This is a genomic window from Caulobacter sp. S45 (assembly GCF_009765965.1).
In the GTDB taxonomy this organism is placed as follows: Bacteria; Pseudomonadota; Alphaproteobacteria; order Caulobacterales; family Caulobacteraceae; genus CAHJWH01.
Genome location: NZ_LMUL01000014.1, coordinates 1,040,337 through 1,062,334, shown reverse-complemented (window position 1 = coordinate 1,062,334; position 21,998 = coordinate 1,040,337). Strand labels below are relative to the sequence as shown.

General features: G+C 67.1%; 20 protein-coding genes. 11 read left to right on the top strand and 9 right to left on the bottom strand.

What is annotated here, in order from left to right:
• Positions 1–139 precede the first annotated feature (139 nt).
• The gene (locus tag GSQ87_RS11885; RefSeq protein WP_158915648.1) at positions 140–469 is read left to right on the top strand and encodes a hypothetical protein; all 330 of its coding nucleotides are present in this window, start codon (positions 140–142) and stop codon (positions 467–469) included.
• Positions 459–695, top strand: a complete 237-nt coding sequence (locus GSQ87_RS11880) for a hypothetical protein (RefSeq protein WP_158915647.1) — start codon at positions 459–461, stop codon at positions 693–695. The genes GSQ87_RS11885 and GSQ87_RS11880 overlap by 11 nt, the downstream gene beginning before the upstream one ends.
• A 10-nt stretch (positions 696–705) precedes the next feature.
• On the opposite strand, the gene GSQ87_RS11875 is transcribed toward GSQ87_RS11880, so the two are convergent.
• A complete protein-coding gene (locus GSQ87_RS11875; protein ID WP_158915646.1) occupies positions 706–1,134 on the bottom strand; it encodes a DUF6481 family protein in 429 nt (142 codons plus the stop codon).
• Between the two features lie 191 nt (positions 1,135–1,325).
• Here GSQ87_RS11875 and GSQ87_RS11870 point away from each other — a divergent pair, with 191 nt between their 5' ends.
• The 5 genes from GSQ87_RS11870 to GSQ87_RS11850 all read left to right on the top strand — a co-directional run bounded on the left by GSQ87_RS11870 (position 1,326) and on the right by GSQ87_RS11850 (position 7,034).
• Positions 1,326–2,870: a S10 family peptidase gene (locus GSQ87_RS11870; protein WP_158915645.1), complete on the top strand. Its 1,545-nt coding sequence runs from the start codon at positions 1,326–1,328 to the stop codon at positions 2,868–2,870.
• 104 nt (positions 2,871–2,974) lie between these two features.
• Positions 2,975–4,234, top strand: coding sequence for a cytochrome P450 (locus GSQ87_RS11865; RefSeq protein WP_158915644.1), 1,260 nt, complete (start codon positions 2,975–2,977; stop codon positions 4,232–4,234).
• A gap of 201 nt (positions 4,235–4,435) precedes the next feature.
• Positions 4,436–4,720: a UxaA family hydrolase gene (locus tag GSQ87_RS11860; RefSeq protein WP_158915643.1), complete on the top strand. Its 285-nt coding sequence runs from the start codon at positions 4,436–4,438 to the stop codon at positions 4,718–4,720.
• 7 nt (positions 4,721–4,727) lie between these two features.
• Entirely contained in the window at positions 4,728–5,939 is a 1,212-nt protein-coding gene (locus GSQ87_RS11855) for a UxaA family hydrolase (RefSeq protein ID WP_305764187.1), read from the top strand.
• 84 nt (positions 5,940–6,023) lie between these two features.
• Entirely contained in the window at positions 6,024–7,034 is a 1,011-nt protein-coding gene (locus GSQ87_RS11850) for an Ldh family oxidoreductase (RefSeq protein WP_158915642.1), read from the top strand.
• 9 nt (positions 7,035–7,043) lie between these two features.
• Here the strand turns inward: GSQ87_RS11850 and GSQ87_RS11845 are convergent, their stop codons facing one another.
• Positions 7,044–7,490: an OsmC family protein gene (locus tag GSQ87_RS11845; RefSeq protein ID WP_158915641.1), complete on the bottom strand. Its 447-nt coding sequence runs from the start codon at positions 7,488–7,490 to the stop codon at positions 7,044–7,046.
• Positions 7,491–7,560: 70 nt separating this feature from the next.
• Between GSQ87_RS11845 and GSQ87_RS11840 the strand changes: the two genes are divergently transcribed.
• The 3 genes from GSQ87_RS11840 (at position 7,561) to GSQ87_RS11830 (ending at position 11,196) form a co-directional block, all read left to right on the top strand.
• Positions 7,561–8,490, top strand: a complete 930-nt coding sequence (locus tag GSQ87_RS11840; RefSeq protein ID WP_158915640.1) for a LysR family transcriptional regulator — start codon at positions 7,561–7,563, stop codon at positions 8,488–8,490.
• Positions 8,491–9,179: 689 nt separating this feature from the next.
• A complete protein-coding gene (locus GSQ87_RS11835) occupies positions 9,180–9,866 on the top strand; it encodes a response regulator transcription factor (protein ID WP_158915639.1) in 687 nt (228 codons plus the stop codon).
• Entirely contained in the window at positions 9,853–11,196 is a 1,344-nt protein-coding gene (locus GSQ87_RS11830; RefSeq protein WP_158915638.1) for a HAMP domain-containing sensor histidine kinase, read from the top strand. Before GSQ87_RS11835 ends, GSQ87_RS11830 begins: the two co-directional genes overlap by 14 nt.
• A gap of 146 nt (positions 11,197–11,342) precedes the next feature.
• On the opposite strand, the gene GSQ87_RS11825 is transcribed toward GSQ87_RS11830, so the two are convergent.
• From GSQ87_RS11825 to GSQ87_RS11810, 4 genes are all read right to left on the bottom strand, one after another.
• The gene (locus tag GSQ87_RS11825; RefSeq protein ID WP_158915637.1) at positions 11,343–12,842 is read right to left on the bottom strand and encodes an efflux transporter outer membrane subunit; all 1,500 of its coding nucleotides are present in this window, start codon (positions 12,840–12,842) and stop codon (positions 11,343–11,345) included.
• Positions 12,829–14,079 carry an efflux RND transporter periplasmic adaptor subunit gene (locus GSQ87_RS11820; protein WP_158915636.1) on the bottom strand — a complete coding sequence of 417 codons (1,251 nt, stop codon included), beginning with the start codon at positions 14,077–14,079 and terminating at the stop codon, positions 12,829–12,831. Before GSQ87_RS11820 ends, GSQ87_RS11825 begins: the two co-directional genes overlap by 14 nt.
• Complete coding sequence (locus tag GSQ87_RS11815) at positions 14,069–17,293, bottom strand: efflux RND transporter permease subunit (protein ID WP_158915635.1); 3,225 nt, start codon at positions 17,291–17,293, stop codon at positions 14,069–14,071. The genes GSQ87_RS11820 and GSQ87_RS11815 overlap by 11 nt, the downstream gene beginning before the upstream one ends.
• A gap of 254 nt (positions 17,294–17,547) precedes the next feature.
• Positions 17,548–17,994 carry a MucR family transcriptional regulator gene (locus GSQ87_RS11810; RefSeq protein WP_158915634.1) on the bottom strand — a complete coding sequence of 149 codons (447 nt, stop codon included), beginning with the start codon at positions 17,992–17,994 and terminating at the stop codon, positions 17,548–17,550.
• Between the two features lie 675 nt (positions 17,995–18,669).
• On the opposite strand from GSQ87_RS11810, the gene GSQ87_RS11805 reads away from it, so the two are divergent.
• The gene (locus GSQ87_RS11805; protein ID WP_158915633.1) at positions 18,670–19,536 is read left to right on the top strand and encodes an alpha/beta fold hydrolase; all 867 of its coding nucleotides are present in this window, start codon (positions 18,670–18,672) and stop codon (positions 19,534–19,536) included.
• Between the two features lie 61 nt (positions 19,537–19,597).
• Here the strand turns inward: GSQ87_RS11805 and GSQ87_RS11800 are convergent, their stop codons facing one another.
• The 3 genes from GSQ87_RS11800 to GSQ87_RS11790 form a co-directional block, all read right to left on the bottom strand.
• Positions 19,598–20,110: a hypothetical protein gene (locus tag GSQ87_RS11800; RefSeq protein ID WP_158915632.1), complete on the bottom strand. Its 513-nt coding sequence runs from the start codon at positions 20,108–20,110 to the stop codon at positions 19,598–19,600.
• Between the two features lie 215 nt (positions 20,111–20,325).
• Complete coding sequence (locus GSQ87_RS11795) at positions 20,326–20,793, bottom strand: hypothetical protein (RefSeq protein WP_158915631.1); 468 nt, start codon at positions 20,791–20,793, stop codon at positions 20,326–20,328.
• Positions 20,794–20,905: 112 nt separating this feature from the next.
• The coding region (locus tag GSQ87_RS11790) for a histidine-type phosphatase (protein ID WP_158915630.1) at positions 20,906–21,998 on the bottom strand (1,093 nt) is incomplete at its 5' end.

The following is a 21,998-nucleotide window of genomic DNA, read 5'->3' as shown; positions in this document are numbered from 1 at the left end:
ACCTGCTTTAAATCGACCAAAGGTTTTCCAGACCGTCGTCTGGGAATGTGGTAACCTGACCTTTCACCGCGCCTTTTTGCGCTGAACGGTTGGCCTGTCCTGCTGTCCAAGGCTGGCCTACCGGTCTGGAAAGAGTTGCATGACCACTGTATCCGACGACCGCCGTAGCGAAATCCTGGCGCTCGAGCCCAGCCTGCTCGATTGGGCCAACGCCCTGACCCACGACGAGGCCGAAGCCCACGCCCTGCTGGGCCGGACCCTGCTGGCCGCCATGGACCCCAGCCACGCGCCGAAGGGCGATCTGAGCACGCGGGCCTGGCTCCACAACCTGCTCCGGCGCTCCTTCCACTCCGTGGAGCGGGACCGGGACAATCGGCGCTTCAGGAGCGCCGCCGTCACCCAACTTGGCCGCACGCAAAAGCGTGACCAGCAATTGCGGGCCGCGGGAGGACTGGCCGATGTCGGCTAGTCCTGCGCCCGCGCCCGTCTTCAGCAGCGTCGGCTACGAAATCTGCGATGAACGTTTGGCGGCGCTGCGCGAAATCACGATCCGCTCCAGCAACGATCCTGTCCCGCGCCTTGGCGACCTCTTCACCATCGTGAGGGCCGCCATGCTGCACGACCTCGTGGTCCTGGACGTGCTGAAGTGCGGCGCGGACTGGGCGGCGCGCTGCCGTGTCATCGGCGTCGGCTAGGTTCGCGCGCTCACTCGGCGCGGCGGGTATAGACCGAGAGCGTATCGCGCCGATCCTGCCGGCGGGCGGTCTTGCGGACCTTGCGGTCCAGGCGCTTGGCTTCCAGCGCTTCGTGTTCGGTTTTGGCGACCAGGGCCGCCGCCGCCCTGATGGCGTCCGCGCGCGCCTGCAACGCGGTCTTGCGCTGATCCGCCCTTTCGGTGCGGACGTTTTCCAGTTCGAGCGCCTGCTGAGCTTTGCGGCTGTCGAACGCGGGATCGACAATCGTGGCCTTGGGCTGAAATTTTTCGAGCCGGGTCTTCTTGGCCGCCGCCGCAGTTTTCAGGCGGTCCGCAAAACTGGGGTCATTTGAAATATCGAGCTTCTCTGCTGATTTTGGCGCAAGGGTGCGCGGGCAAGCCCGTACAATATTGTACGAAACCGGCTCTCGATTTCGCATAAATCCGCGCTTTACGCTAGAAGTTGGCGTAGCTCGCTGCCGAGAACTTGACGCATTCCTGGGTCTGAACGTCTGCCTGGGTCGTGGATGCAAACCCTGCGGAGCGGCCGTGGGGCCCGTCGCGCGATGCGGCTTTGCAGTCGCCGCTGGCTGATCTACCAAGGTCGGCTAGACCGATCCGGGGGCAGTCCATGCGCTACACCACCAAAGCCGCTCTGTTGGCGGCCGTCAGCATCGTTTCGTTCGCGGTCCAGCCGGCGCTGGCTGGGGCTCAGGGCCGGGGCGGTGGCGGCAAGCCGGCCATGGCGGCAGGCGAGCAGCATCCCGACGGCGACGAGAAAACCGACTTCGCGCCGTTTCCCGCCGATGTGAGCATCAAGCAGGTTACCCATGTGGCCGGCAAGACCTTGAGCTACACCGCCACCGTCGGCTCGCTGCCGGTGCGTGACGCCGAGGGCAAGAAGACCGCCGAGATCGTCTTCACCGCTTACACCCTGGACGGCCCGCGCGATCCGGACCGGCCGGTGACCTTCGCCTTCAACGGCGGTCCCGGCGCCTCGTCGGTCTATCTGAACCTGGGCGCTATCGGGCCCAAGCGTATCCAGTTCGGGGCCCAGGGCGACAGCCCGTCCGACCCCGTGCGGCTGCACGACAACCCCGGCACCTGGCTCGACTTCACCGACCTGGTCTTCATCGATCCGGTCGCCACCGGCTATTCGCGCTCGCTGGTCAAGACCGAAGAAACCAACAAGCAGTTCTTCACCATCGAGACCGACATCTCCTATCTGTCGCGCATCGTCTACGACTGGCTGTCCAAGAACGGGCGCATGGGTTCGCCCAAGTATGTGGTCGGCGAAAGCTATGGCGGCTATCGCGCGCCGGCGATCACCCACTATCTCCAGACCAAGATGGGCGTCGGCGTTTCGGGCGTGATCATGGTGTCGCCGGCCCTGGACGGCCGCACCGCCAGCGACCCGGACCTGTCGCCGATGTCTTGGGTCGAGACCCTGCCGTCGATGGCCGCCGCCAACTACGAGCGCCAGGGCAAGACGCTGACGCCCGATCAGATGTCGGAGGTCGAGACCTACGCCCGCACCGATTTCATCACCGACCTGTTGAAGGGCCGCCAGGACCAGGCCGCCGTCGACCGGCTGGTCAAGCGGGTCTCGGCCTATACCGGCCTGGACGAGACCGACGTGCGCCACATGGGCGGCCGGCTCGACAGCCGCGCCTTCCTGCGCGACCTCTACCGCGACCAGGGCAAGCTCGGCAGCTGGTACGACTCCAACGTCACCGCCTACGACCCCTATCCCTGGTCGGCGCAGCAGCGCACCGGCGATCCGATCCTGGACGGCATCTATGCGCCGGCGACCTCGGCCATGGTCGACTTCATCACCCGCGAGGTGGGCTGGAAGGTCGACGCCCATTACGAGGCGCTGAACGGCGAGGTGAACCGGCGCTGGGAGAAGAACTGGTTCACCAGCATCGAGTCGGCCTCCGATCTCAGGCAGGCCCTGGCCATCGACCCGAAGATGAAGGCCTTGATCGTCCACGGTTACGACGACCTGTCCTGCCCCTATTTCGAGTCGAAGATGGTGGTGGCCCAGATCCCGACCATGGGCGCGCCCGATCGTCTGCAGGTGAAGGTCTATCCGGGCGGCCACATGTTCTACTCGCGCCCCGACAGCCAGGCTGGGCTCCGGCGCGATGTGATGACGCTGTACGGCGCGCGCTGACCTGCGCGGGCGGCTTTGGGAGCGGTCCTTCAAGGGGCTGCTCCTGAAGGCTTCTTTTCGCCGCGCATTCGGCGCAACCTGCCGCAAAACGCAGGGAGGCGAGGATGGCTGACGATCAGGGCGCGCCAACGAAGGATGCGAGGGCGGAGGCCGAGGCGAGGGCTTGGTCCATGCCGATCGAGCAGATCAACGTCGCCGACCCCTACCTGTTCGCGGCGGGCGACGAGCTGCCCTACTTCGCCCGCCTACGCCGCGATGCGCCGGTGCACTATCAGCCCGAGCACGAGTTCGGCCCCTACTGGTCGGTGACCCGCTACCAGGACATCATGGCGGTGGACACCGACCACGAGACCTTCTCGTCCGAACCGGCCATCACCATCGCCGAACCGGAGGACGACTTTCGCCTGCCGATGTTCATCGCGATGGACCCGCCCAAGCACGACGTCCAGCGCAAGACGGTGAGCCCGGTCGTCTCCGGTCCCAACCTACAGACCCTGGAGCCGCTGATCCGCCAGCGGGCCGGCGCGATCCTGGACGCGCTTCCGATCGGCGAGGAATTCGACTGGGTGGACAAGGTGTCGGCCGAGCTGACGGCCATGACCCTGGCCACCCTGTTCGACATCCCCCAGGAAGATCGCCGTAAGCTCACCCGCTGGTCCGACGTCGCCACCGCCAGGGAGGATAGCGGCGTGGTGGAGAGCCAGGCGGCCCGCAGGGTCGAACTGCTGGAGTGCGTCGACTACTTCACCCAGGTCTGGCAGGATCGGCTGAAGGGCGAGCCCCGCAACGACCTGATCTCCATGCTCGCCCATGGCCCCTCCACCCGCGACATGTCGCGGATGGAGTATCTCGGCAACCTGGTGCTGCTGATTGTCGGCGGCAACGACACCACCCGCAACACCATATCCGGCAGCGTCTTGGCGCTGAATCAGAACCCGGAGCAGTACGACCGGTTGAAGGCCGACCGCGAGCTGATCCCGGGCATGGTGTCGGAGACCCTGCGCTGGCAGACGCCGCTCGCCCACATGCGCCGGATCGCCAAACGTGACGTCGAACTGGGCGAAAAGACCATCCGCCAGGGCGAGAAGGTGGTCATGTGGTACGTCTCCGGCAACCGGGACGAACGCATGATCGAGCGGCCGGACGACTACTGGATCGAGCGGCCTCGGGCACGCCAGCACCTGTCGTTCGGCTTCGGCATCCACCGCTGCGTCGGCAACCGGCTGGCCGAACTCCAGCTGATGGTCATCTGGCAGGAGATCCTCAAGCGGTTCTCCCACGTGGAGGTGCTGGCCGAGCCCAAACGCGTGCACTCCAGCTTCGTGCGCGGCTACGAGCGCCTGCCGGTGCGCCTTCACGCCTGACGCTGCGGCGTTTTGTAGATTTGTCTACGGTATACGCTGTCATTTGCGATTAGCCGGTGGTCTCACAGACCTAGTTCGAGGTATGGCCCTGCGACGCAGGGTCGAATCCCCGACCTTGACGCGCGCGCCATCTCCGAAAAACGCCCGGACTCCGGTCCCGGCAGCAGATGGCCGGGCGAGGCGGAAGGAAAGACGCGATCTATGCAGCCGCATCTTCTGGTGCATAACAAGTCCGACAATGTCGGCGTGGTGGTGGTCGAGGGCGTAACGGCCGGCATGGAATTGCTGGGCGTCCAATTGGAGGACAACAGCGACTTCCGCATCGTGGCGCTGCAGGACACGCCGATCGGCCACAAGGTCGCCCTGACCCAGCTGACCAATGGCGGCGACGTGATCAAGTACGGCGAGGTGATCGGCCGTCTGGTGGCCGACGTCCCCGCGGGCGATCACGTCCATACCCAAAACCTCAAGACCAAGCGCTGGTAGGCCGATCATGAGCACCCAAACCTCCGACATGGCCGCCGCCACCGCCCTGCACGCCGGCAAGAAGATCATGGCCTGGCGCCGTGAGAACGGCCGCGTGGGCGTGCGCAACCACGTGGTCATCCTGCCGCTGGACGACATCTCCAACGCCGCCTGCGAGGCCGTCGCCGCGCACATCCAGGGCACCATGGCCCTGCCGCACGCCTATGGCCGCCTGCAGTTCGGCGAGGACCTGGAACTGCACTTCCGCACCATGATCGGCACCGGCGCCAACCCCAACGTGGCCGCCTGCATCGTCATCGGCATCGAGGCCGGCTGGACCCAGAAGGTGGTCGACGGCATCGCCAAGACCGGCAAGCCGGTCGCCGGTTTCTGGATCGAGGGCAATGGCGACATCGCCACCGTCGCCAGCGCCTCGCGCAAGGCCAAGGAATTCGTCCACTGGGCCGGCGAGCAGATGCGCGAACCGTGCGACCTGACCGAGCTGTGGGTCGCCGCCAAGTGCGGTGAGAGCGACACCACCACCGGCCTGGCGTCCTGCCCCACCGTCGGCAACATGTACGACAAGCTGGTCCCGGCCGGCCTGTACGGCTGCTTCGGCGAGACCAGCGAGTTGACCGGCGCCGAACACCTCGCCGCCAAGCGCGCCGCCACCCCCGAGGTGGCCGAGAAGTTCATGCGCGTCTGGCAGGCCTACCAGGACGACGTGATCGAGGCGCACAAGACCAGCGACCTGTCCGACAGCCAGCCCACCAAGGGCAATATCGCCGGCGGTCTGACCACCATCGAGGAGAAGGCGCTCGGCAACCTGGAGAAGATCGGCAAGAACATCTCCTATATCGACGTGCTGGAGCCGGCCGAAGCCCCCGCCAAAGGCGCGGGCCTGTACTTCATGGACACCTCCTCGGCGGCGGCGGAATGCTGCACGCTGCAGGCGGCGGCGGGCTATGTGGTGCACATCTTCCCGACCGGCCAGGGTAACGTGATCGGCAACCCGATCATGCCGGTGATCAAGGTCACGGGTAATCCGCGCACCGTCCGCCAGATGAGCGAACACGTCGACGTCGACGTGTCGGGCGTGGTCAAGCGCGAGATGACCATCGACCAGGCCGGCGACGTGCTGATCGACATGATCGTCAAGACCGCCAACGGCCGTCCCACCGCCGCCGAGGCGCTCGGTCACCGCGAGTTCGTGATGACCAAGCTCTACCGCTCGGCCTGATCGGACTCTGCTCTCTCTAATTCGCTCATTCCCGCCAAGGGCGGGGATGAGCGGTTAGGGGGCGCCGTTAGCCGGAACATCTGAATGACCGACACCGCCCACCTGACCCTGGACGAGGCCCAGGCCCTCGCCGTCCGCGCGCTGCAGTCCGCGGGGGTGGACGCGGCCAACGCCGCCAGCACCGCCCGCGCCCTGGTCGCCGCCGAGGCCGACGGGCAGAAGGGCCACGGCCTGTCGCGCGTCCCGTCCTACGCACTGCAGGCGCGCGTAGGGAAGGTGGACGGCCATGCCCGCCCGACGCTGGAGCGCGCAGCCCCGGCCGCCGTACGCATCGACGGCGCCTTGGGCTTCGCCTATCCAGCGCTGGACATGGCCATCGAGGCCCTGGTCCCATTGGCCCGGACCAACGCCATCGCCGCCGCCGTCATCCGCCGCTCGCACCATTTCGGTCAGGCCGGCGCCCATGCCGAGCGGCTGGCCGAGCAGGGGCTGATCGCCCTGGTGTTCGGCAACTCGCCCAAGGGCATGGCCTTCTGGGGTGCGGCCAAGCCACGGATGGGCACCAACCCCATCGCCTTCGCCAGCCCCTTGCCGGATCAGCCGCCGCTGGTGATCGATCTCGCCCTGGCCCAGGCGGCGCGCGGCCGCATTCTCGCCGCCCAGCAGGCGGGCCACTCCATCCCCGAAGGCTGGGCGGTGGACGCGCAGGGCCAGCCCACTACCGACCCGAACGCAGCGCTGAAAGGCGCCATGCTGCCCATCGGCGGGGCCAAGGGATCGGCCCTGGCCCTGATGGTGGAGATCCTGTCCGCAGCGCTGGCCGGCGCCGCCTTCGGCTGGGAGGCGTCCTCGCTGTTCGACGACCAGGGCGGACCGCCCGACCTGGGCCAGACCTTGCTGGCGCTCGACCCAGAGGCCCTGTCCGGCGGCGCCTTCATGTCCCGCATGGCCGCGATGGTCGCCGCCATCGACGAGGACGACGGCGCGCGCCTGCCGGGGACGCGACGCCTGACCGCGCGCGCCAAGGCCAAGGCCGAGGGGCTCGTCATCCCAGCCGTCTTGCATGCAGAGATTGTGGCGCTGGCGGAAGGCTGAGGCCGGCGTTCAGGCGTTTGCGCCCGCCTCCAGGCGTGTCTCGATCTTCGCGCCCTCGCTTAGCGTGCGATGCACCGGGCAGCGTTCGGCGATCTCCAGCAGGCGTGCGCGTTGCGCCTCGTCCAGGGCGCCATGCAGCCGGATCGTGCGCTCGAACCGCGTCGGGCCGCCCGCAGCCCGGCTCTCCGCCACGTCGACCTCGATCCGCTCCACCGGCCAGCCCTTGCGATCCGCATACATCCGCATGGTCATCGCCGTGCAGGCGCCCAGGCCCGCGCTGACCAGCTCGTGCGGGGTCGGGCCCGTATCCATGCCGCCCACGCTCACCGGTTCGTCGGCGAAGAAGCGCGACGGGCCGGCCTGGATCTCCACCTGCAGCGGCGATCGCCGCGTCTCCGCCACGCGCACCACGCCGGTTCGGGGCGGCGGCGCGGGCTGATCGGGGGGCGTGTCCATGAGGGGGCTCTCCTTCCATCCGGGATGGATGATCCTGGCGGCGTCCTGGCCTCCGGTCTAACACGATCCCATGACCCTGGAGCAGCTCCGCATCTTCGTGGCCGTGGCCGAGCGCCAGCACGTCACTCGGGCTGCGGCCGAGCTGAACCTGACACAGTCCGCCGTCAGCGCCGCCATCGCCTCGCTGGAGACCCGCCACGACGTGCGCCTGTTCGACCGGGTCGGCCGCAACATCGTGCTGAACCAGGCCGGCGAGATGTTCCTGCAGGAGGCGCGTGGCGTGCTCGCCCGCGCCGCCGCCGCCGAGGCCGCCCTGGCCGATCTGGGCGGGCTCAAGCGCGGTCGGCTGTCGGTCCACGCCAGCCAGACCATCTCCAACTACTGGCTACCTGAACGGCTGGTGGCGTTCCAGGCCGCCTATCCCGGCGTCGAGGTCGAGGTCGCCATCGGCAACACCGCCGAGGTGGCCAGGGCCGTGCACGAGGGCTCCGCCGAACTCGGCCTGGTCGAGGGCGAGGTCGACGATCCGGCCCTGTCGCGCGAGCCGGTCGGGGTGGACCGCATGGTGGTGGTGGTCGGCCGCCGCCATCCCTGGGCCGAGCGTCGCCCGACGCGGGCGGAAGAGTTGCTGCAGAGCCCCTGGGTGCTGCGCGAGCTGGGCTCCGGCACGCGGTCGGTGTTCGAGGCGACCCTGGCCCAGTCCGGCGTCGATCCCGCCGCCCTCGACGTGGTCCTGACCCTGCCGGCCAACGAGGCGGTGTTGTCGGCGGTGGAGGCTGGGGCGGGGGCGACCGCGATCTCGGCCAGCGTGGCGGCGGCGGGCCTGCGGGCCGGCACCCTGCACCAGATCGCCTTCGACCTTCCGGCCCGCAGCTTCTACCTGCTGCGCCACGAACAGCGCTACCGTAGCAAGGTCGGCGACGCCTTCGTCACCCTGGCGCGGTCGATGGCCGGGGTGGTTGCAGGCGACTGGGCGACGGGAGATGGGGCGCTGATCTAGGGGCGTTGGCTGCTGAGCGGACCATTTGAAGGTCGGCTATGTGGGTGGATTGCGTAAGTTGCCACGAGTAAGCTCGCCTTCGGAAAACGCTGGGGTTCGATATGTCTTTCATTCTGACGGGCGTGCCCTCTGAACCGGCGCAAGTAGTCCACTCTCACACGAAGCCCGATGCCCGTTCCGCGCTTCATCTTCATACGGGTTTGGGGCGAGATGGCTTTCGAGAGATCAAAATTATAGGTCCGGATGGGGCTCCTGGTCTTTGCGACGCTTGATTGACGCCGCTAAAGCCGAGCCTGATGCTGATGTGGTACGGAAGTAATATATTCGCACTCATCTGCGTCGCCACGAACCGCTTAGAGCTACGCTTCTACTCAGGGTTGCTACGGCCGTTGGGAACGTTCCGGAAAGCGGACGTATCCATTTCGCCTATGGTGTTGGTTTTCACACCGTTCATCACCGCTCATCCCGGCGAATGCCGGGACCCAGATCGTATGGTTCCCCACGAGTGAATGGTCCCGCGTGGATCAATCTGCACGAGACCGTCAGCAACTTACCAAGATCGCGCCCTATGATCTGGGTCCCGGCATTCGCCGGGATGAGCGGAGAAGGGGCGCAATCCCTGGGCAAGCCCCGTCCAACCGCGCTATCCCATCCCCCACCACCCAGGCCCACCGCCCAAGGAACAATCCGTGCCCGCCGCCCGCATCCTGACCATCGAGGATGACGACACCACCGCCGCCGAGATCGTGCGCGATCTCGCCGCGCGGGGCTTCGAGGTGGAGCGGACCGGGGACGGGGCGGAGGGGCTGCGGCTGGCCTCCACCGGGCGCTACGACGTGATCACGCTGGATCGCATGCTGCCGGGCGTCGACGGCCTGACCATCGCCTCGACCCTGAAGGACAAGGGGATCGACACCCCGATCCTGATGATCAGCGCCCTCAACGACGTGGACGAGCGGGTGCGCGGACTGCGCGCCGGCGGCGACGACTACCTGACCAAGCCCTTCGTGCTGGACGAGATGGCGGCGCGCATCGAGGTGCTGCTGCGCCGCCGCCGCGCGGACGCCGACCGGCTGTTGCTGCGCTACGCCGACCTGGAGCTGGACCTCGTCGCCCACGCTGCGCGCCGGGGCGGGCGCGACCTGCGGCTGTTTCCCAAGGAGGTGAAGCTGCTGGAGATGTTCATGCGCAATTCCGAGCAGATCCTGACCCGCTCGATGATCTTCGAGACCGTCTGGGGCTACAGCTTCGATCCCGGCACCAACCTGATCGACGTGCACATCCGCGCGTTGCGCAAGAAGCTGGAAGCGCCGGGACTGCCGCTGTTGCTGCATACGGTGCGCGGCGTGGGATACAGGCTCGGTGCTGAAGCATAACATCTGGCGCACCACCACCTTCCGCCTGACCATCGCCTTCGGGGCGGTGTTCGCGGTCGGGATCGTGCTGCTGCTCGGCCTGGTCTACCTCCAGACGGCGGGATATCTCACCCGCCGCGTCGACCACATCCTGGTCGCCGAGCTGGACGCCTTCAGCCGGAGCCGCCCCGAGGCGCTGCCCCAGGTGCTGAAACAGGCCGCGTCGCGCGATCCCCTGAGCACCTCGGGTCTGTTCTCCGCCACCGGCGAACTGGTGGCGGGCGACGGGCGGTTGACCCCCGCCGATGTGCCCCAGGACGGGGTGGTGCGCGAGTTCCGCCGCAGCGGCGGCTTCGCGCCCCAACGCGCGCTCGGCGAGCGGCTACCCTGGGGCGAGATCCTGATCGTCCACCGCGACTCCAGCCAGTTGGTCGAGCTGAGGCGGATCGTGCTGCAGGCCCTGGTCTGGAGCGGCGCCTCGATCACGGTGCTGGGGCTGGCCCTGGCCGTCCTGCTCAGCGCCCGGCCGCTGGAGCGCATCCGGGCCATGCGCGGCGCCAGCGAGGCCATCGTCGCCGGGGACCTGGCGGTGCGCTTGCCGCTGGACGGTAGTCGTGACGAGCTCGACGAGCTGGCGCGCATCGTCAACGCGATGATGGACGAGGTCGAACGGCTGATCACCCAGGCCAGGACCGTGGGCGAGGGGGTCGCGCACGAGCTGCGCACACCGCTGACCCGCCTGCGCGCCACCCTGGATCACGCCACCCAGGGGCTGGCGCCGGGCGATCCGCGCAACGCCCTGTTGGAAGCCTGCGTGGCCGAGACCGACAGCGTGCTCGCCCGCTTCCGCGCCCTGCTGCGGATCGCGGCGGTGGAGGCGCGTAGTCGCCGCAGCGGGATCGAGCGCGTGTCGCTCGGCGCCATTGTCGAGCAGGTGGCCGAACTCTACGCCCCGCTGGCCGTCGAGCGGGACGTGGCGCTGGAGGTGTCGATAGCCTTGGTCCCGGACGTCCGCGCCGATGCGGAGCTGATGTTCGAGGCGCTGTCCAACCTGGTCGACAATGCGCTCAAGTTCACACCAGCCGGGGGGACGGTGCGGCTGAGCCTGATCGCAGACGTCGCCGGGCTGGTGGTGGTGGAGGTGCGCGACGACGGCCCAGGCATTCCGCAAGACGAACGACCGCTGGTGACCAAGCGCTTCTACCGCAGCCGAAGCACATCGGTCGCGCCGGGCCACGGGTTGGGCCTCAGCCTGGTCGCGGCGGTGGCCGACCTGCACGGATTCGCGCTGACCATCGAAGACGCCGAGCCGGGGACGGTGGTGCGGCTGGCGTGCGGGGTGCAAGTCTAGGGCGATGGTCCTTCCCCCTCGTACGGGGGAGGGAAGGGCCCAGCCGAAGGCTGGGAGGGCGGGGGTGGCGGGCGGCGCCTATCCGGAAGACATCCAGCGTCCACCCTCACCCCGACCCTCTCCCGTTCGAGGGAGAGGGAGCCCTGCTATGTCCCTGGATGGCTCGACGCCACCTTATCGATGCGCGGCAGGTCGGTCTCGGTCCAGCCGCCGCCAAGTGCGCGCACCAGGTTGACGCCCGCCTGCTGGCGGCGCGTCTCCAGGGCGAGCGCGGTCTGCTCGGCCTGGAGTTCGGCGGTCTGGGCGGTGACCACGTCCAGGTAGTTGGTCGCGCCCTCGCGATAGCGGGTCAGGGACAGGTCGGTGGTGGCCTGGGCCGACTTCACCGCGTCCGCCTCGTCCCGGGCCTCGTCGGCGAAGTGGTTGGAGAGCGCCAGCTGGTCTTCGACCTGCTGGAACGCCGTCAGCACCGTGGCCCGGTAGTTGGCGCTGGCGAGCAGGAAGCCGGCCTTGGACGCCGCCACGGTCGCGCGCCGCCTGCCGCCGTCGAACAGGGTCAGCGCCAGTTGCGGCCCGATGGTCCAAAAGGTGTTGGGGGCGACCAGGAAGCTGTTGCCGCCGGTGTTCTGGAACCCGCCCTGGGCGTCCAGCGTGATGGTCGGGAAGTAGGCGGCCTTGGCCACCCCGATCTGGCGGTTGGCCGCGAAGGCGCGTCGTTCGGCGGCGGCGATGTCGGGGCGTCGCTGGATCAGCACCGAGGGCACGCCCGCCGGCATCACCGGGATCGGCAGCTTGGTCGCCACCGCCGCGATGGAGAAGCTTGAGGCCGGCTGGCCGACCAGGCTGGCGATGGCGTGCTCGAACACCGCGCGCTGGGCGGCGACATCGGACACCTGGGCCTTGGCGCTGGAGAGCTGGGTCGCGGCGCGGTCCACGTCGAGGCCCGAGGCGACGCCGCCATCGTGGCGGGTCCGGGTCAGGTCCAGCGCGTGGGTGTAGGCGGCGACGGTGTCGGTCAGCAGCTTGCCCTGGGCGTCCAGCCCGCGCAGCTGCAGGTAATCGTTGGCCAGTTCGGCCTGGAGGCTCAGCCGGGCGGTGGCGAGGTCCGCGGCGGTGGCCTGGGCCTGGGCGCCGGCGGCGGCGACCAAGTTGCGTACCCGGCCCCAGAAGTCGAACTCGTAGTCGATCTCGCCGCCGAGCTGGTTGTTGGCGTACTCGTCGGGCTGGCTCGCGCTACGCAGCGGCCGCTCGGCGGACTGGCGGTTATAGGTGTTGCTGTCCAATCCCTTGACGGTGGGGACCAGGTCGGACCTCGCCTGGGCGGCGAAGGCGCGGGCCTGGTTGTAGGCCGACAGGGCCGCCGCGAGGGTGGGGTTGGCGCTGTCGACGCGGCCTTCCAGATCGTTCAGGGTCGGATCGTCATAGCGCGTCCACCAGGGTCCCTTGGGCAGGGTGTCGCCGGGCTGGGCCTCGGTCCAGGGGCCGGTCTCCTTGTAGGTCGTCGGCATGGTCAGGTCGGGCGGGGCGTAGGCCGGTGCGAAGTTGCAGCCGGCCAGGCTCGCCGCGCACAAGCCGGCGGCGCCCAGCCCGGCCCATCGGGCCGGACGGCGACCCGTCCTGGCGGCTCGGGGGTCAACCCGCGGCATGGGCGCTTTCCGCCGAGGGCTTGGCGCTGGACGAGATCACCCGCACGAGCTGTCCGTCGCCGATGGAGTCCGGCGGGTTGTCGATCACCCGATCCGACGGCTTCAGCCCGCCGGCGATCTCCATCACCGTTCCAAGGTCGCGGCCGACCGTGACCCTTTGCAGCCGCACATGGTCGTCGGGTCCGACCACCGCCGCCTCCAGCCCGGTCTTGCGGAACAACAGGGCGCTGGAGGGCAGGCGGAGCATGCCGCCGCCGCCCGCGCCGCTATTGGGCAGGTCGAACTTCACCTGCGCGTAGTCGCCCGATTTCAGCGCGTCGTCGGGATTGTCGACCGCCATCTGCACCAGCAGGGTGCCGGAACTGTCGCTGACCGCATTGGCGGTGGTGGTCAGGGCGGCGGTGAAGGTGCGGCCCGGATATTCGGGCACGGTGATCACGGCCTTGGTTCCCGGCGTGATGCGGGCGGAGTAGCTCTGAGGCACGCGCACATAGAGGCGCAGCTTGTCCACCTTGGCCACGTCGAACAGTTCCGAACTGGGCGTGGCCCCGGCGCCGGCGTTGACCAGGGCGCCGATGTCGGTACGGCGAGCGGTCACCACGCCTTCGAACGGAGCCACGATCCGCGCGAAGCCCTTCATCGCCAGCAGGCGGTTCACATTGGCCTGGGCGGCGTGCACCAGGGCCGACTTGACCAGATAGTCGCCGCTCTTCTCGTCGCTCTCTTGTTTCGACACCGCGTCCTTGGCCAGCAGGGTGCTCCAGCGCTTGGCGGTGGTGGAGGCCAGCTGCATGGTGGCCTGTGCGCTTTCCAGGTCGGCGCGGGCCTGGATCAGTTGCTGGTCCAGTTCGGGGGTGTCGATGGTGGCCAGCAGCTGGCCAGACTTCACCCGCGCGCCGATGTCCTGATACCAGCCGTGGACGTAGCCGGAGACGCGCGAATAGATCTGGGCGTTGTAGAAGGCCTGCAGGTTTCCGGGCAGCACCAGGGCCTGAGCGCCGGTCTCCACGGTTGGGCTGATCACGCTCACCGCCGGGATCGCCTGGGCGGAGGTCCAGGTCTTGACCTGGGCGTGCTCGTGGTTGCGGCCCAATATGCCGGTGATCACCACCACGGCGGCGATGCACACGCCCGCCACGGCCGCGATCTTCAGTCCCCTGCGCGATGGCGCGGGCTTGGCGGCGTAGGGCGGGGAGGCGTGCGGCGCGCCTGACGACGCGGGGACGTCAATGGGCATGGGCTGGCTCTTCCGGCAGGGAGGGGTTGGCGGCGGTTGCGGCGGTCTTGCGTCCATGGACCAGGCTGAACACGACCGGGACGAACATCAGGGTGGCGAAGGTGGCGCAGATCAGGCCGCCGATCACCGCACGGCCGAGCGGCGCGTTCTGCTCGCCGCCCTCGCCGAGCGCCAGCGCCATCGGCCCCATGCCGATGATCATCGCAAGAGCTGTCATCAAGACCGGGCGGAAACGCGTGAAGCCGGCCTCCAGCGCCGCCTGGATCGGGTCGCCGCAGATTTCCAACTGCTCGCGGCAGAAGCTGACCACCAGGATGGAGTTGGCGGTGGCCACGCCCATGCACATGATCGCGCCGGTCAGGGCCGGCACCGACAGCGGCGTGCCGGTGGCGAACAGCATCCACACGATCCCGGCCAGGGCGGCGGGCAGGGCGGTGATGATCACGAACGGGTCCAGCCACGACTGGAAGTTCACCACCACGATCAGATAGATCAGCACCACCGCGCCCAGCAGACCGAACAGCAGGCCGGCGAAGGCCGCGTTCATGGTGATCACCTGTCCGCGCAGGGTGACGGTCGCGCCCTTGGGCAGGTCCTTGGCGGTGTCCTTGATGATCTTGTCGATGTCGCCGGCCACAGCCCCCAGGTCGCGGTCCTGGGTGGTGGCGAAGACGTCGTAGGCCGGCTGGATGGCGTAGTGGGTCACCACCCCCGGCACCGTCTCGCGCCGCACGTCGGCCAGCCCGCCCAGCACCTGGGACGTCGATCCGCGTGCGCCGGTGAGGGGCACGTTGTCCAGGTCCGACAGGGTGTCGACCTTGTACTGCGGGGTCTGGGCGACGATCGGGTAGGAGACGCCGTTCCGGGGATTGAGCCAGAAGGCGGGGGCGGTCTGGCCGCTGCCAGCGAGCGTGGTGGACAGGCTGTTGGTCACGTCGCGTTCGGTCAGGCCGAGCCGGTCGGCGCGGGTGCGGTCCACATCCACCGCCAGGGCCGGATAGGTCGAGCCTTGCTGTAGGCGCACGTCGGCGATGCCCGACACCCCACGCAATCGGCCAAGCAGTTCGTTGGCGTAGGCGCGGCTCTGCTCGGGATCGGGGCCGCTGACCTGCACGTCGATGGGGGCGGGCGCGCCGAAGTTGAGGATCTGGCTGATGATGTCGGAGGGCAGGAAGGCGAAGTCGACGCCGGGGAATTCCTTCGGCAGGCGCTCGCGCAGCGTCTTCACGTACTCCGCCGTGGGGCGATGACCTTCCTTGAGGCTGACCAGGATGTCGCCGTCCTGGGGTCCGATGGTCCCGGTGTTGCTGTAGGCGAGGTTCAGGCCGCTGAACGGCAGGCCGATATTGTCGACGATCGAGTCCAGATGATCCGAAGGCACGACCTGGCGGATCGCATCCTCGACCCGGTCGAACTGGGCGGCGGTCTCCTCGATGCGGGTGCCGAGTGGTGCGCGCACATGCAGGCTGATCTGGCCGGAATCGACGCTGGGGAAGAAGTTGCGGCCCAGGAACGGGATCAGCCCGAACGACAGCACGACCACCACCATGAAGCCGACGATGAACTTGCGCTGGTTCTCCAGGGCCAGGACCAGAAGATCGCGATAGCCCAGCCGGAACTTTTCGAACCCCTGTTCGAACCCATGTTGGAAACGCACTAGCGGATTGCGCGACTTGAGTTGGCCAGCCTGGGCGTCGTGGCTCTGCATCACCTCGCGCTCGTGGCCGCCGACATGGGGTTTCAGCAGATAGCTGGCGAGCGTCGGCACCAGGGTCCGCGACAGGATGAAGGAGGCGATCATGGCGAACACCACAGCCTCCGCCATGGGCACGAACAGGAAGCCCGCCACGCCCGGCAGGAAGAACATCGGCACAAACACGATGCAGATGCAGAGCAACGACACGAAGGCCGGCGTCACGATCTGGCGCGCGCCGTCCAGGATCGCGGTCTGCACCGGCTTGCCCTGCTCCAGGTGCCAGTTGATGTTCTCGATGGTCACCGTGGCGTCGTCGACCAGGATGCCCACGGCCAGCGACAGGCCGCCCAGCGTCATGATGTTCAAGGTCTGGCCGAGCGCCGACAGCGCGGTGATGGAGCACAGGATCGCCAGCGGGATCGATACCGCGATGATCAGCGAGGATCGCCACGAGCCTAGGAACAACAGGATCATCAGGCTGGTCAACGCCGCTGCGATGACGCCTTCGCGGATCACCCCGGAAACCGCGGCCATGACGAAGATCGACTGGTCGTCGAGCGGCACGATCTTGAACGACGGCGGCAAGGTCTCCTTCAACCTTGGCAGGATGGCCTTGACGTCGGCGACGATGGACAGGGTCGAGACCGATCCGCTTTTCAGGATCGTCGCCAACACCGAGCGGCGACCGTCGACCCGTACCACGTTGGTCTGGGGCGGCGAGCCGTCGCGCACGTGGGCCACGTCGCGCACGTAGATGGTGGCGCCGTTCACGGTCTTGATCGGCAGGTTGTTGAGTTCGTCAAAAGCTTCGGGACTGTCGTTCAGCTCCACGTCGTATTCGAACTGGCCGATCTTGGCGCTGCCGGCCGGCAGGATCAGGTTCTGGTTGGAGATCGCGGTCTCGACATCTTGGGCGGACAGGCCCTTGGCCTGGAGCGCGTTGGAGTCGAGGTCGATCTGGATCTGGCGGATCTTGCCGCCATAGGGCGACGGGGTCGCCGCGCCAGGCACGGTGGCGAGCGCGGGACGGATGAAGTTCTGGGCAGTGTCGTAGATCTTCTGCTCGCCGAGCGACGGGCTGGAATAGGCCAGTTGCAGGATCGGTACGGTCGAGGCGCTGTAGTTCAGGATCTGTGGCGGCGTGATGCCGGGCGGCATCTGCTTCAGCACCGTCTGCGAAATCGAGGTGACCTGAGCCGTCGCAGTGCGGATATCCACGCCGGGCTGGAAGAAGATCTTGACGATGCCGACGCCGTTCAGCGATTGGCTCTCGACATGCTCGATGTCGTTGACTGTGCCGGTCAGCGTGCGTTCGTAATAGTAGATAATCCGCCCGGCCATGTCCTGCGCCGGCAGGCCCTGGTATTGCCAGACCACCGCGATCACCGGGATCTTGATGTCGGGCAAGATGTCCGTCGGCGTCTGCGTCGCGGCCAGCGGGCCGATCAGCAGGATGAGCATGGCCATGACGACGAATGTCAGCGGGCGTCGGAGCGCAATACGGACAAGCTGAAGCATTCAGGGCGACCCGCTGGCCTTACGCCGACGCGCTGGATTACGCTGCGGTGCGGCAAGACCACGGGCTTGATAAGAACCCCCGCCTCTGGAGGCGAGTGAAAACTTTCTCATGTCTCGCGCGATGTTCATGCAGCGCATGGTGCATGAACAGAGTTCGATCCGCAGCGTCCGCGCCTTGGGGCGAGCAATCTTAAAGGCGCAGCTCGATATTCCCGAGATGGGCCGAGCGGCGGAGCGCCGCCCGGCTTTCCGGTTTAGGCCTTGACGGTCTTGCGACGGCCGCGCGTCGCCTTCACGGGTTCGGGAGCCGGGGGTGGCGCGGCTTTGCGGCCGAGGCCAAGGCTCTTGGCCAGGCTGGAACGCTGCGCCGAGTAGCTGGCGGCCACCATAGGATAGTCCTTCGGCAGGCCCCACTTGGCGCGATACTCGTCGGGTGTCATGCCCCGGGTCGCTAGGTGCCGCTTGAGCGACTTGTACTTGCGCCCGTCTTCCAGGCTGATCAGGAAATCCGAAGTGATGGATTTCTTTACCGGAACCGCCGGGGTGGGGGCGGGTTCGGGCATAGGCGCGCCGGCATTTTGCAACGCCTTGTGCACGCTGGAGATCAAATCAGGCAACTCGCCGATGGACAGCTTGTTGTTGCCCACATAGGCGGCGACGATATCGGCGGCCAGCGCGGCGGTTTCTATAGCTTCGGTCATGAGCGTTTTCTGTTGGAGGGAGGGGTGGGGTTGAAAACAACAGTCTTCGCCGAATAATCCTAGAATCGGAGTGTGTCTAGTATCTACGATGATTCATTTCGATTTTATAAAATAAAACAATCCAAGCGAGTGCTGAATTTAGAGCCGTGAGCGCGGGAAGTGAATCTCAAAAGTGAAGATTGTCGGCGACACTCAGCCCCCGCCAGCCTTTCGCGGCCACGAAAGTCACCTTTGCGCCCTTAACCTTGTAATGGCTTGGGCTTTCCACGCAGATCAAGCGACCGTTGCACCCCATAAGAATTCGCGGCTGCAACATAATTTTCGGAGGCCGATGTGACAGGGAGATCGGCTGGAATTTATCTTGGCGTATTGATCGCGACCTGTCTCCCGATGGAGATGGTCTGATTGTATGGTCGGAGCCTTTCATCTTTCCTGCACCGTTTCAACAGCTGGGCGGATAATTATATGTGGATTTAGCGGTTGGGGTTCCGTTTACGGGCGTGGGTGTTCGCAGATGCGATAGGGTTGGCTCCAGTCGAAATGAGCGCGGCTGATCTCAAAGGCGGTCATGAAGCGGCGCGGGGCTCGCGCTTGAGTTCGGATTCCAGCATCGGTCGATGGACTTGTGCGGTTCTTCGAGATGAGATGCGGCGCGGCAATCTTCCATGAGGCGCTATGACTGGGTTTGTGGAGCGGAGCTGGGCCACGCCCGACGGGCTAAGGCTGTCCGGACGGGACTACGCGGGCGAGGGCGGCGAGGCGCATCTGCCGGTGATCTGTCTGCACGGCTTGACCCGCAACGCGCGTGATTTCGAGGACGTCGCCCCGGCCTTCGCCGCAACAGGCCGGAGGGTTCTGGCGCTGGACGTGCGGGGCCGGGGCGGTTCAGGCTGGGACCCCGATCCGATGAACTACGTGCTGCCGGTCTATGCGCGCGACGTGATCGGCTGGGCGCGGGCGCTGGGCGTCGCGCGGGCCGCGTTCGTGGGCACTTCGATGGGCGGCTTAATCATGCTGGCCCTGGCGGTCGCGGCGCCGGAGTTGATGGCGTCGGCGGTGTTGAACGACATCGGCCCCAAGATCGCGCCGGAGGGGCTGGCGCGGATCGCGGGCTATGCGGGCGGGAGCGCCGCCGTAGCCGACTGGAGCGAGGCCGCCGCCTATGCGCGTAGGACCAATGGCGCGGCGTTTCCGGATTATGGCGAGAGCGATTGGCAGGCCTTTGCGCGCCGCCTGTTCCGCGAGCAGGGCGGCCGGTTGTCGCTAGACTATGATCCGGCCATCGCCGTTCCCATGAAGACCCCGCCGCCGCAGCCCGCGCCCGACCCGTGGGCGCTGTTCGACGCCCTGGCTAAGGATCGGCCCCTGCTGCTGGTCCGCGGCGCCCTGTCCGATCTGCTGGCCCCCGCAACGCGCGATGAGATGCAGGCGCGGGCGCCGCATATGCGCGTGGCGGAAATCGCCGACGTCGGTCACGCCCCGATGCTCACCGAGCCCGAGGCGGCGAGGGCGATGCACACGTTCCTGGGCGAGGTGGACTGACCCCGCCCTGGATCACCGGCGGTCAGACCTCAGACGCCTCCCTTGCTGTTGCGACCCAGTCCTATGCTCGAGAGAGTGAGAAAATCGGGGCAGGCCAATATCCGCCATCCCCTTTGGCAGGCGGTGACTTCTTCGGGCGCCTGCGGAGCGAGCGAGCTCTCGCGCCATGGGTCTGACGAGCCCGGAACGCCTCGATGGAACGCAACGCCCATTGTCTGGCCCTCCCGGCCGAAGATCGCAGGGCGTCATAGGCCGCGCGAAACCGGACGGTCGCGGCGACAAGCGCGATAAGGGCGATCACATCGATATATGTGGCCACATCGAACATCGTGAACCAGACGAACCCTTCGGGGAGCCCCTGGGCGACCACGAACATCCCTTCCGTTTTTGCGTATGTGATCACGCCCGCAACCACGATGACCGTGACGAACCCGACCGCGAGATGCGTCGGCGTGATCCGATCAAGCTTGTGGGCGGGGAGTTCGATCAGCAGGCGCCGCAAGAGCTTGCCGACTGGCGTTTCGGGAAACAGCACAGCGACGCCCAAGGCTGCACAAAGCCAAATGATCGGCATCTATCCCTCCAGCTTAGCCTTTAGATGGTCCGGCAACGCGTGGTTGCAAGGTGCAGCCAAAGGTCTGGCCGACAAGCGGCCGTAGCGGACTTCGGCTCAGAGGCCACCTACGGTTCCGAGCGCCGCGCTTGGAACTCGCGGTTTCGCTTGTCTGAGCCGTGCTACCTAGAAGTGGACATCTGCAACAGTCGAGATGGGTGGATAGCGGACGCAACTCAGTCCCGAATTTGCCAAAATGTCAGCTCATAATCGAGTAAATCGAGATCCGGTTCGTCTTGGAAAGTAGCTTGGAAGGTTCGATCTGGAAAATCCAGATGCAGCTTAACCTCATGTATCTGCTTAAGGATGCGCCCCAGATAACGGAGTTGTGCCTCATCTATTTCGCGCGGCCCGATGTGGATATCGGCAATATGAAGGTGGTTGATCACGGCCTCGACAGCCCTACGGTCTCCCCTCGTAGCCTGTTCCCAGGCGCGGAGATTCGCCTCTGTCGCGCCGTTACGCAGGACGTAGCCATCGATTAAAACGAACCTTGGCCAAAAGATCAGGCTGTACCCAACAGCAAGTTCATAGTTTCCTACGCAGGAAATCCACCCTTCTGGGCTGATGCCTGCCCCGTCGTTCCAAGCCTTCATCTCGGGGATGAGCGCGTTGAAATCGCCCTCGGGCGTTGCTGTCGTCATGGGCGTTGAGCGTGCCGGAAAGGCCAAACGTCCGCAATGGGGCGTTAGCGGTCGCTGCTGGTCGTCCGCAAAGCTTCCCGAGTAAAACGTGCAGGGGACCGCAGCCCCCGCCTCAGTCCGCCCCGTGCAGCAGGCCCTCGACGTCCTCCAACCGGCAGAGCTTCTGCGGGCCGGTGGCGCAGCGGGGCGTCAGCACCTGCATCGTCGGTGGTTGGCGGAAGCTCAGCGGCGTGAGCGCGCGAAGCTGGTCCGCCGACTGCGCCTGATAGAAGACCCGCACGTAACGCTCGCCCGAACGCGCATTCTTCAGCACCTCGAAGCCGAGCGCACCGCCGAGCGGCGGGTCGTCCAGGCCGTAGCCGGGGATCTGGAAGTGGGCGCCCAGGATGGCGGTCAGCGCGGCGATGTTGTTGTCGTGGCCGACCAGCAGGTTGACCCTGGGTCCGTCCTGCCGGCCCAGCAGCATCGCGATCCGGGGCGCCATGGCCGCCGAAGTGCGATGCGCCATCACGCTGGAACGGTCGAACACGTCGAACAGCAGGGCGTGGAGGCGGGAGACCTCGGCCAGCCGTTGCGGCGTCGCTCGGCCCCAGCCGACCTGGGCCAGCGGCATGCCCTCGAGGTACTCCAGCATGAACACCGAGGCCGTGCCCGAGGTGGTGTCGATCGGGCCGCGCAGCTTCACCCCATGACCGTCGGCACTGACGCTCAGGGACGCCGGCTCGGCGGCGAGGTCGCACGCCTGGGCGGGGTGGGCCGGATCGCGGCAGCCCAGGATGGTCTCGAGCGTGCGGATGGCCTCGGCGTGCGGTGCGATGATGGCGGCGGGACCGCCGGTCTCCGCATTGATCACGCCTACCGCCTTGGCCGCGTCGAAGTCGGGGATCGTCGCGGCGGAGTCGAACAGCGGGTCGTGCTCGCCGGGTTTCAGGTGATCGACCGCGAGCTGGCAGCCGGGCGCCAGGCCCTCCGCGAGTTCTTCGCCGCTGGAGATGGTCCGCGCCTCGCTATTGGTCCAGAGGCTCGCCTGGCCGGGGCCGGGACAGCTATCCGCGGGCAGCAGGCCCTGGGCGGCGAACAGGGCGCGGTCGTACAGGCCGAGCTGGCGCATGCCCTCGCGCCCGTGCGGCGTCAGCAGGCTGGGCGGCGTGGACCAGACCGGCCAGGGTTGGCGGGCATAGGCGCGAGCTCCGATCTCCTCGGTC

Coding starts and splice junctions, on each gene's coding strand:
- GSQ87_RS11885 (WP_158915648.1), top strand. CDS start 140: ATGACCACTGTATCCGACGACCGCCGTAGCGAAATCCTGGCGCTCGAG.
- GSQ87_RS11880 (WP_158915647.1), top strand. CDS start 459: ATGTCGGCTAGTCCTGCGCCCGCGCCCGTCTTCAGCAGCGTCGGCTAC.
- GSQ87_RS11875 (WP_158915646.1), bottom strand. CDS start 1,134: ATGCGAAATCGAGAGCCGGTTTCGTACAATATTGTACGGGCTTGCCCG.
- GSQ87_RS11870 (WP_158915645.1), top strand. CDS start 1,326: ATGCGCTACACCACCAAAGCCGCTCTGTTGGCGGCCGTCAGCATCGTT.
- GSQ87_RS11865 (WP_158915644.1), top strand. CDS start 2,975: ATGGCTGACGATCAGGGCGCGCCAACGAAGGATGCGAGGGCGGAGGCC.
- GSQ87_RS11860 (WP_158915643.1), top strand. CDS start 4,436: ATGCAGCCGCATCTTCTGGTGCATAACAAGTCCGACAATGTCGGCGTG.
- GSQ87_RS11855 (WP_305764187.1), top strand. CDS start 4,728: ATGAGCACCCAAACCTCCGACATGGCCGCCGCCACCGCCCTGCACGCC.
- GSQ87_RS11850 (WP_158915642.1), top strand. CDS start 6,024: ATGACCGACACCGCCCACCTGACCCTGGACGAGGCCCAGGCCCTCGCC.
- GSQ87_RS11845 (WP_158915641.1), bottom strand. CDS start 7,490: ATGGACACGCCCCCCGATCAGCCCGCGCCGCCGCCCCGAACCGGCGTG.
- GSQ87_RS11840 (WP_158915640.1), top strand. CDS start 7,561: ATGACCCTGGAGCAGCTCCGCATCTTCGTGGCCGTGGCCGAGCGCCAG.
- GSQ87_RS11825 (WP_158915637.1), bottom strand. CDS start 12,842: ATGCCGCGGGTTGACCCCCGAGCCGCCAGGACGGGTCGCCGTCCGGCC.
- GSQ87_RS11820 (WP_158915636.1), bottom strand. CDS start 14,079: ATGCCCATTGACGTCCCCGCGTCGTCAGGCGCGCCGCACGCCTCCCCG.
- GSQ87_RS11815 (WP_158915635.1), bottom strand. CDS start 17,293: ATGCTTCAGCTTGTCCGTATTGCGCTCCGACGCCCGCTGACATTCGTC.
- GSQ87_RS11810 (WP_158915634.1), bottom strand. CDS start 17,994: ATGACCGAAGCTATAGAAACCGCCGCGCTGGCCGCCGATATCGTCGCC.
- GSQ87_RS11805 (WP_158915633.1), top strand. CDS start 18,670: ATGACTGGGTTTGTGGAGCGGAGCTGGGCCACGCCCGACGGGCTAAGG.
- GSQ87_RS11800 (WP_158915632.1), bottom strand. CDS start 20,110: ATGCCGATCATTTGGCTTTGTGCAGCCTTGGGCGTCGCTGTGCTGTTT.
- GSQ87_RS11795 (WP_158915631.1), bottom strand. CDS start 20,793: ATGACGACAGCAACGCCCGAGGGCGATTTCAACGCGCTCATCCCCGAG.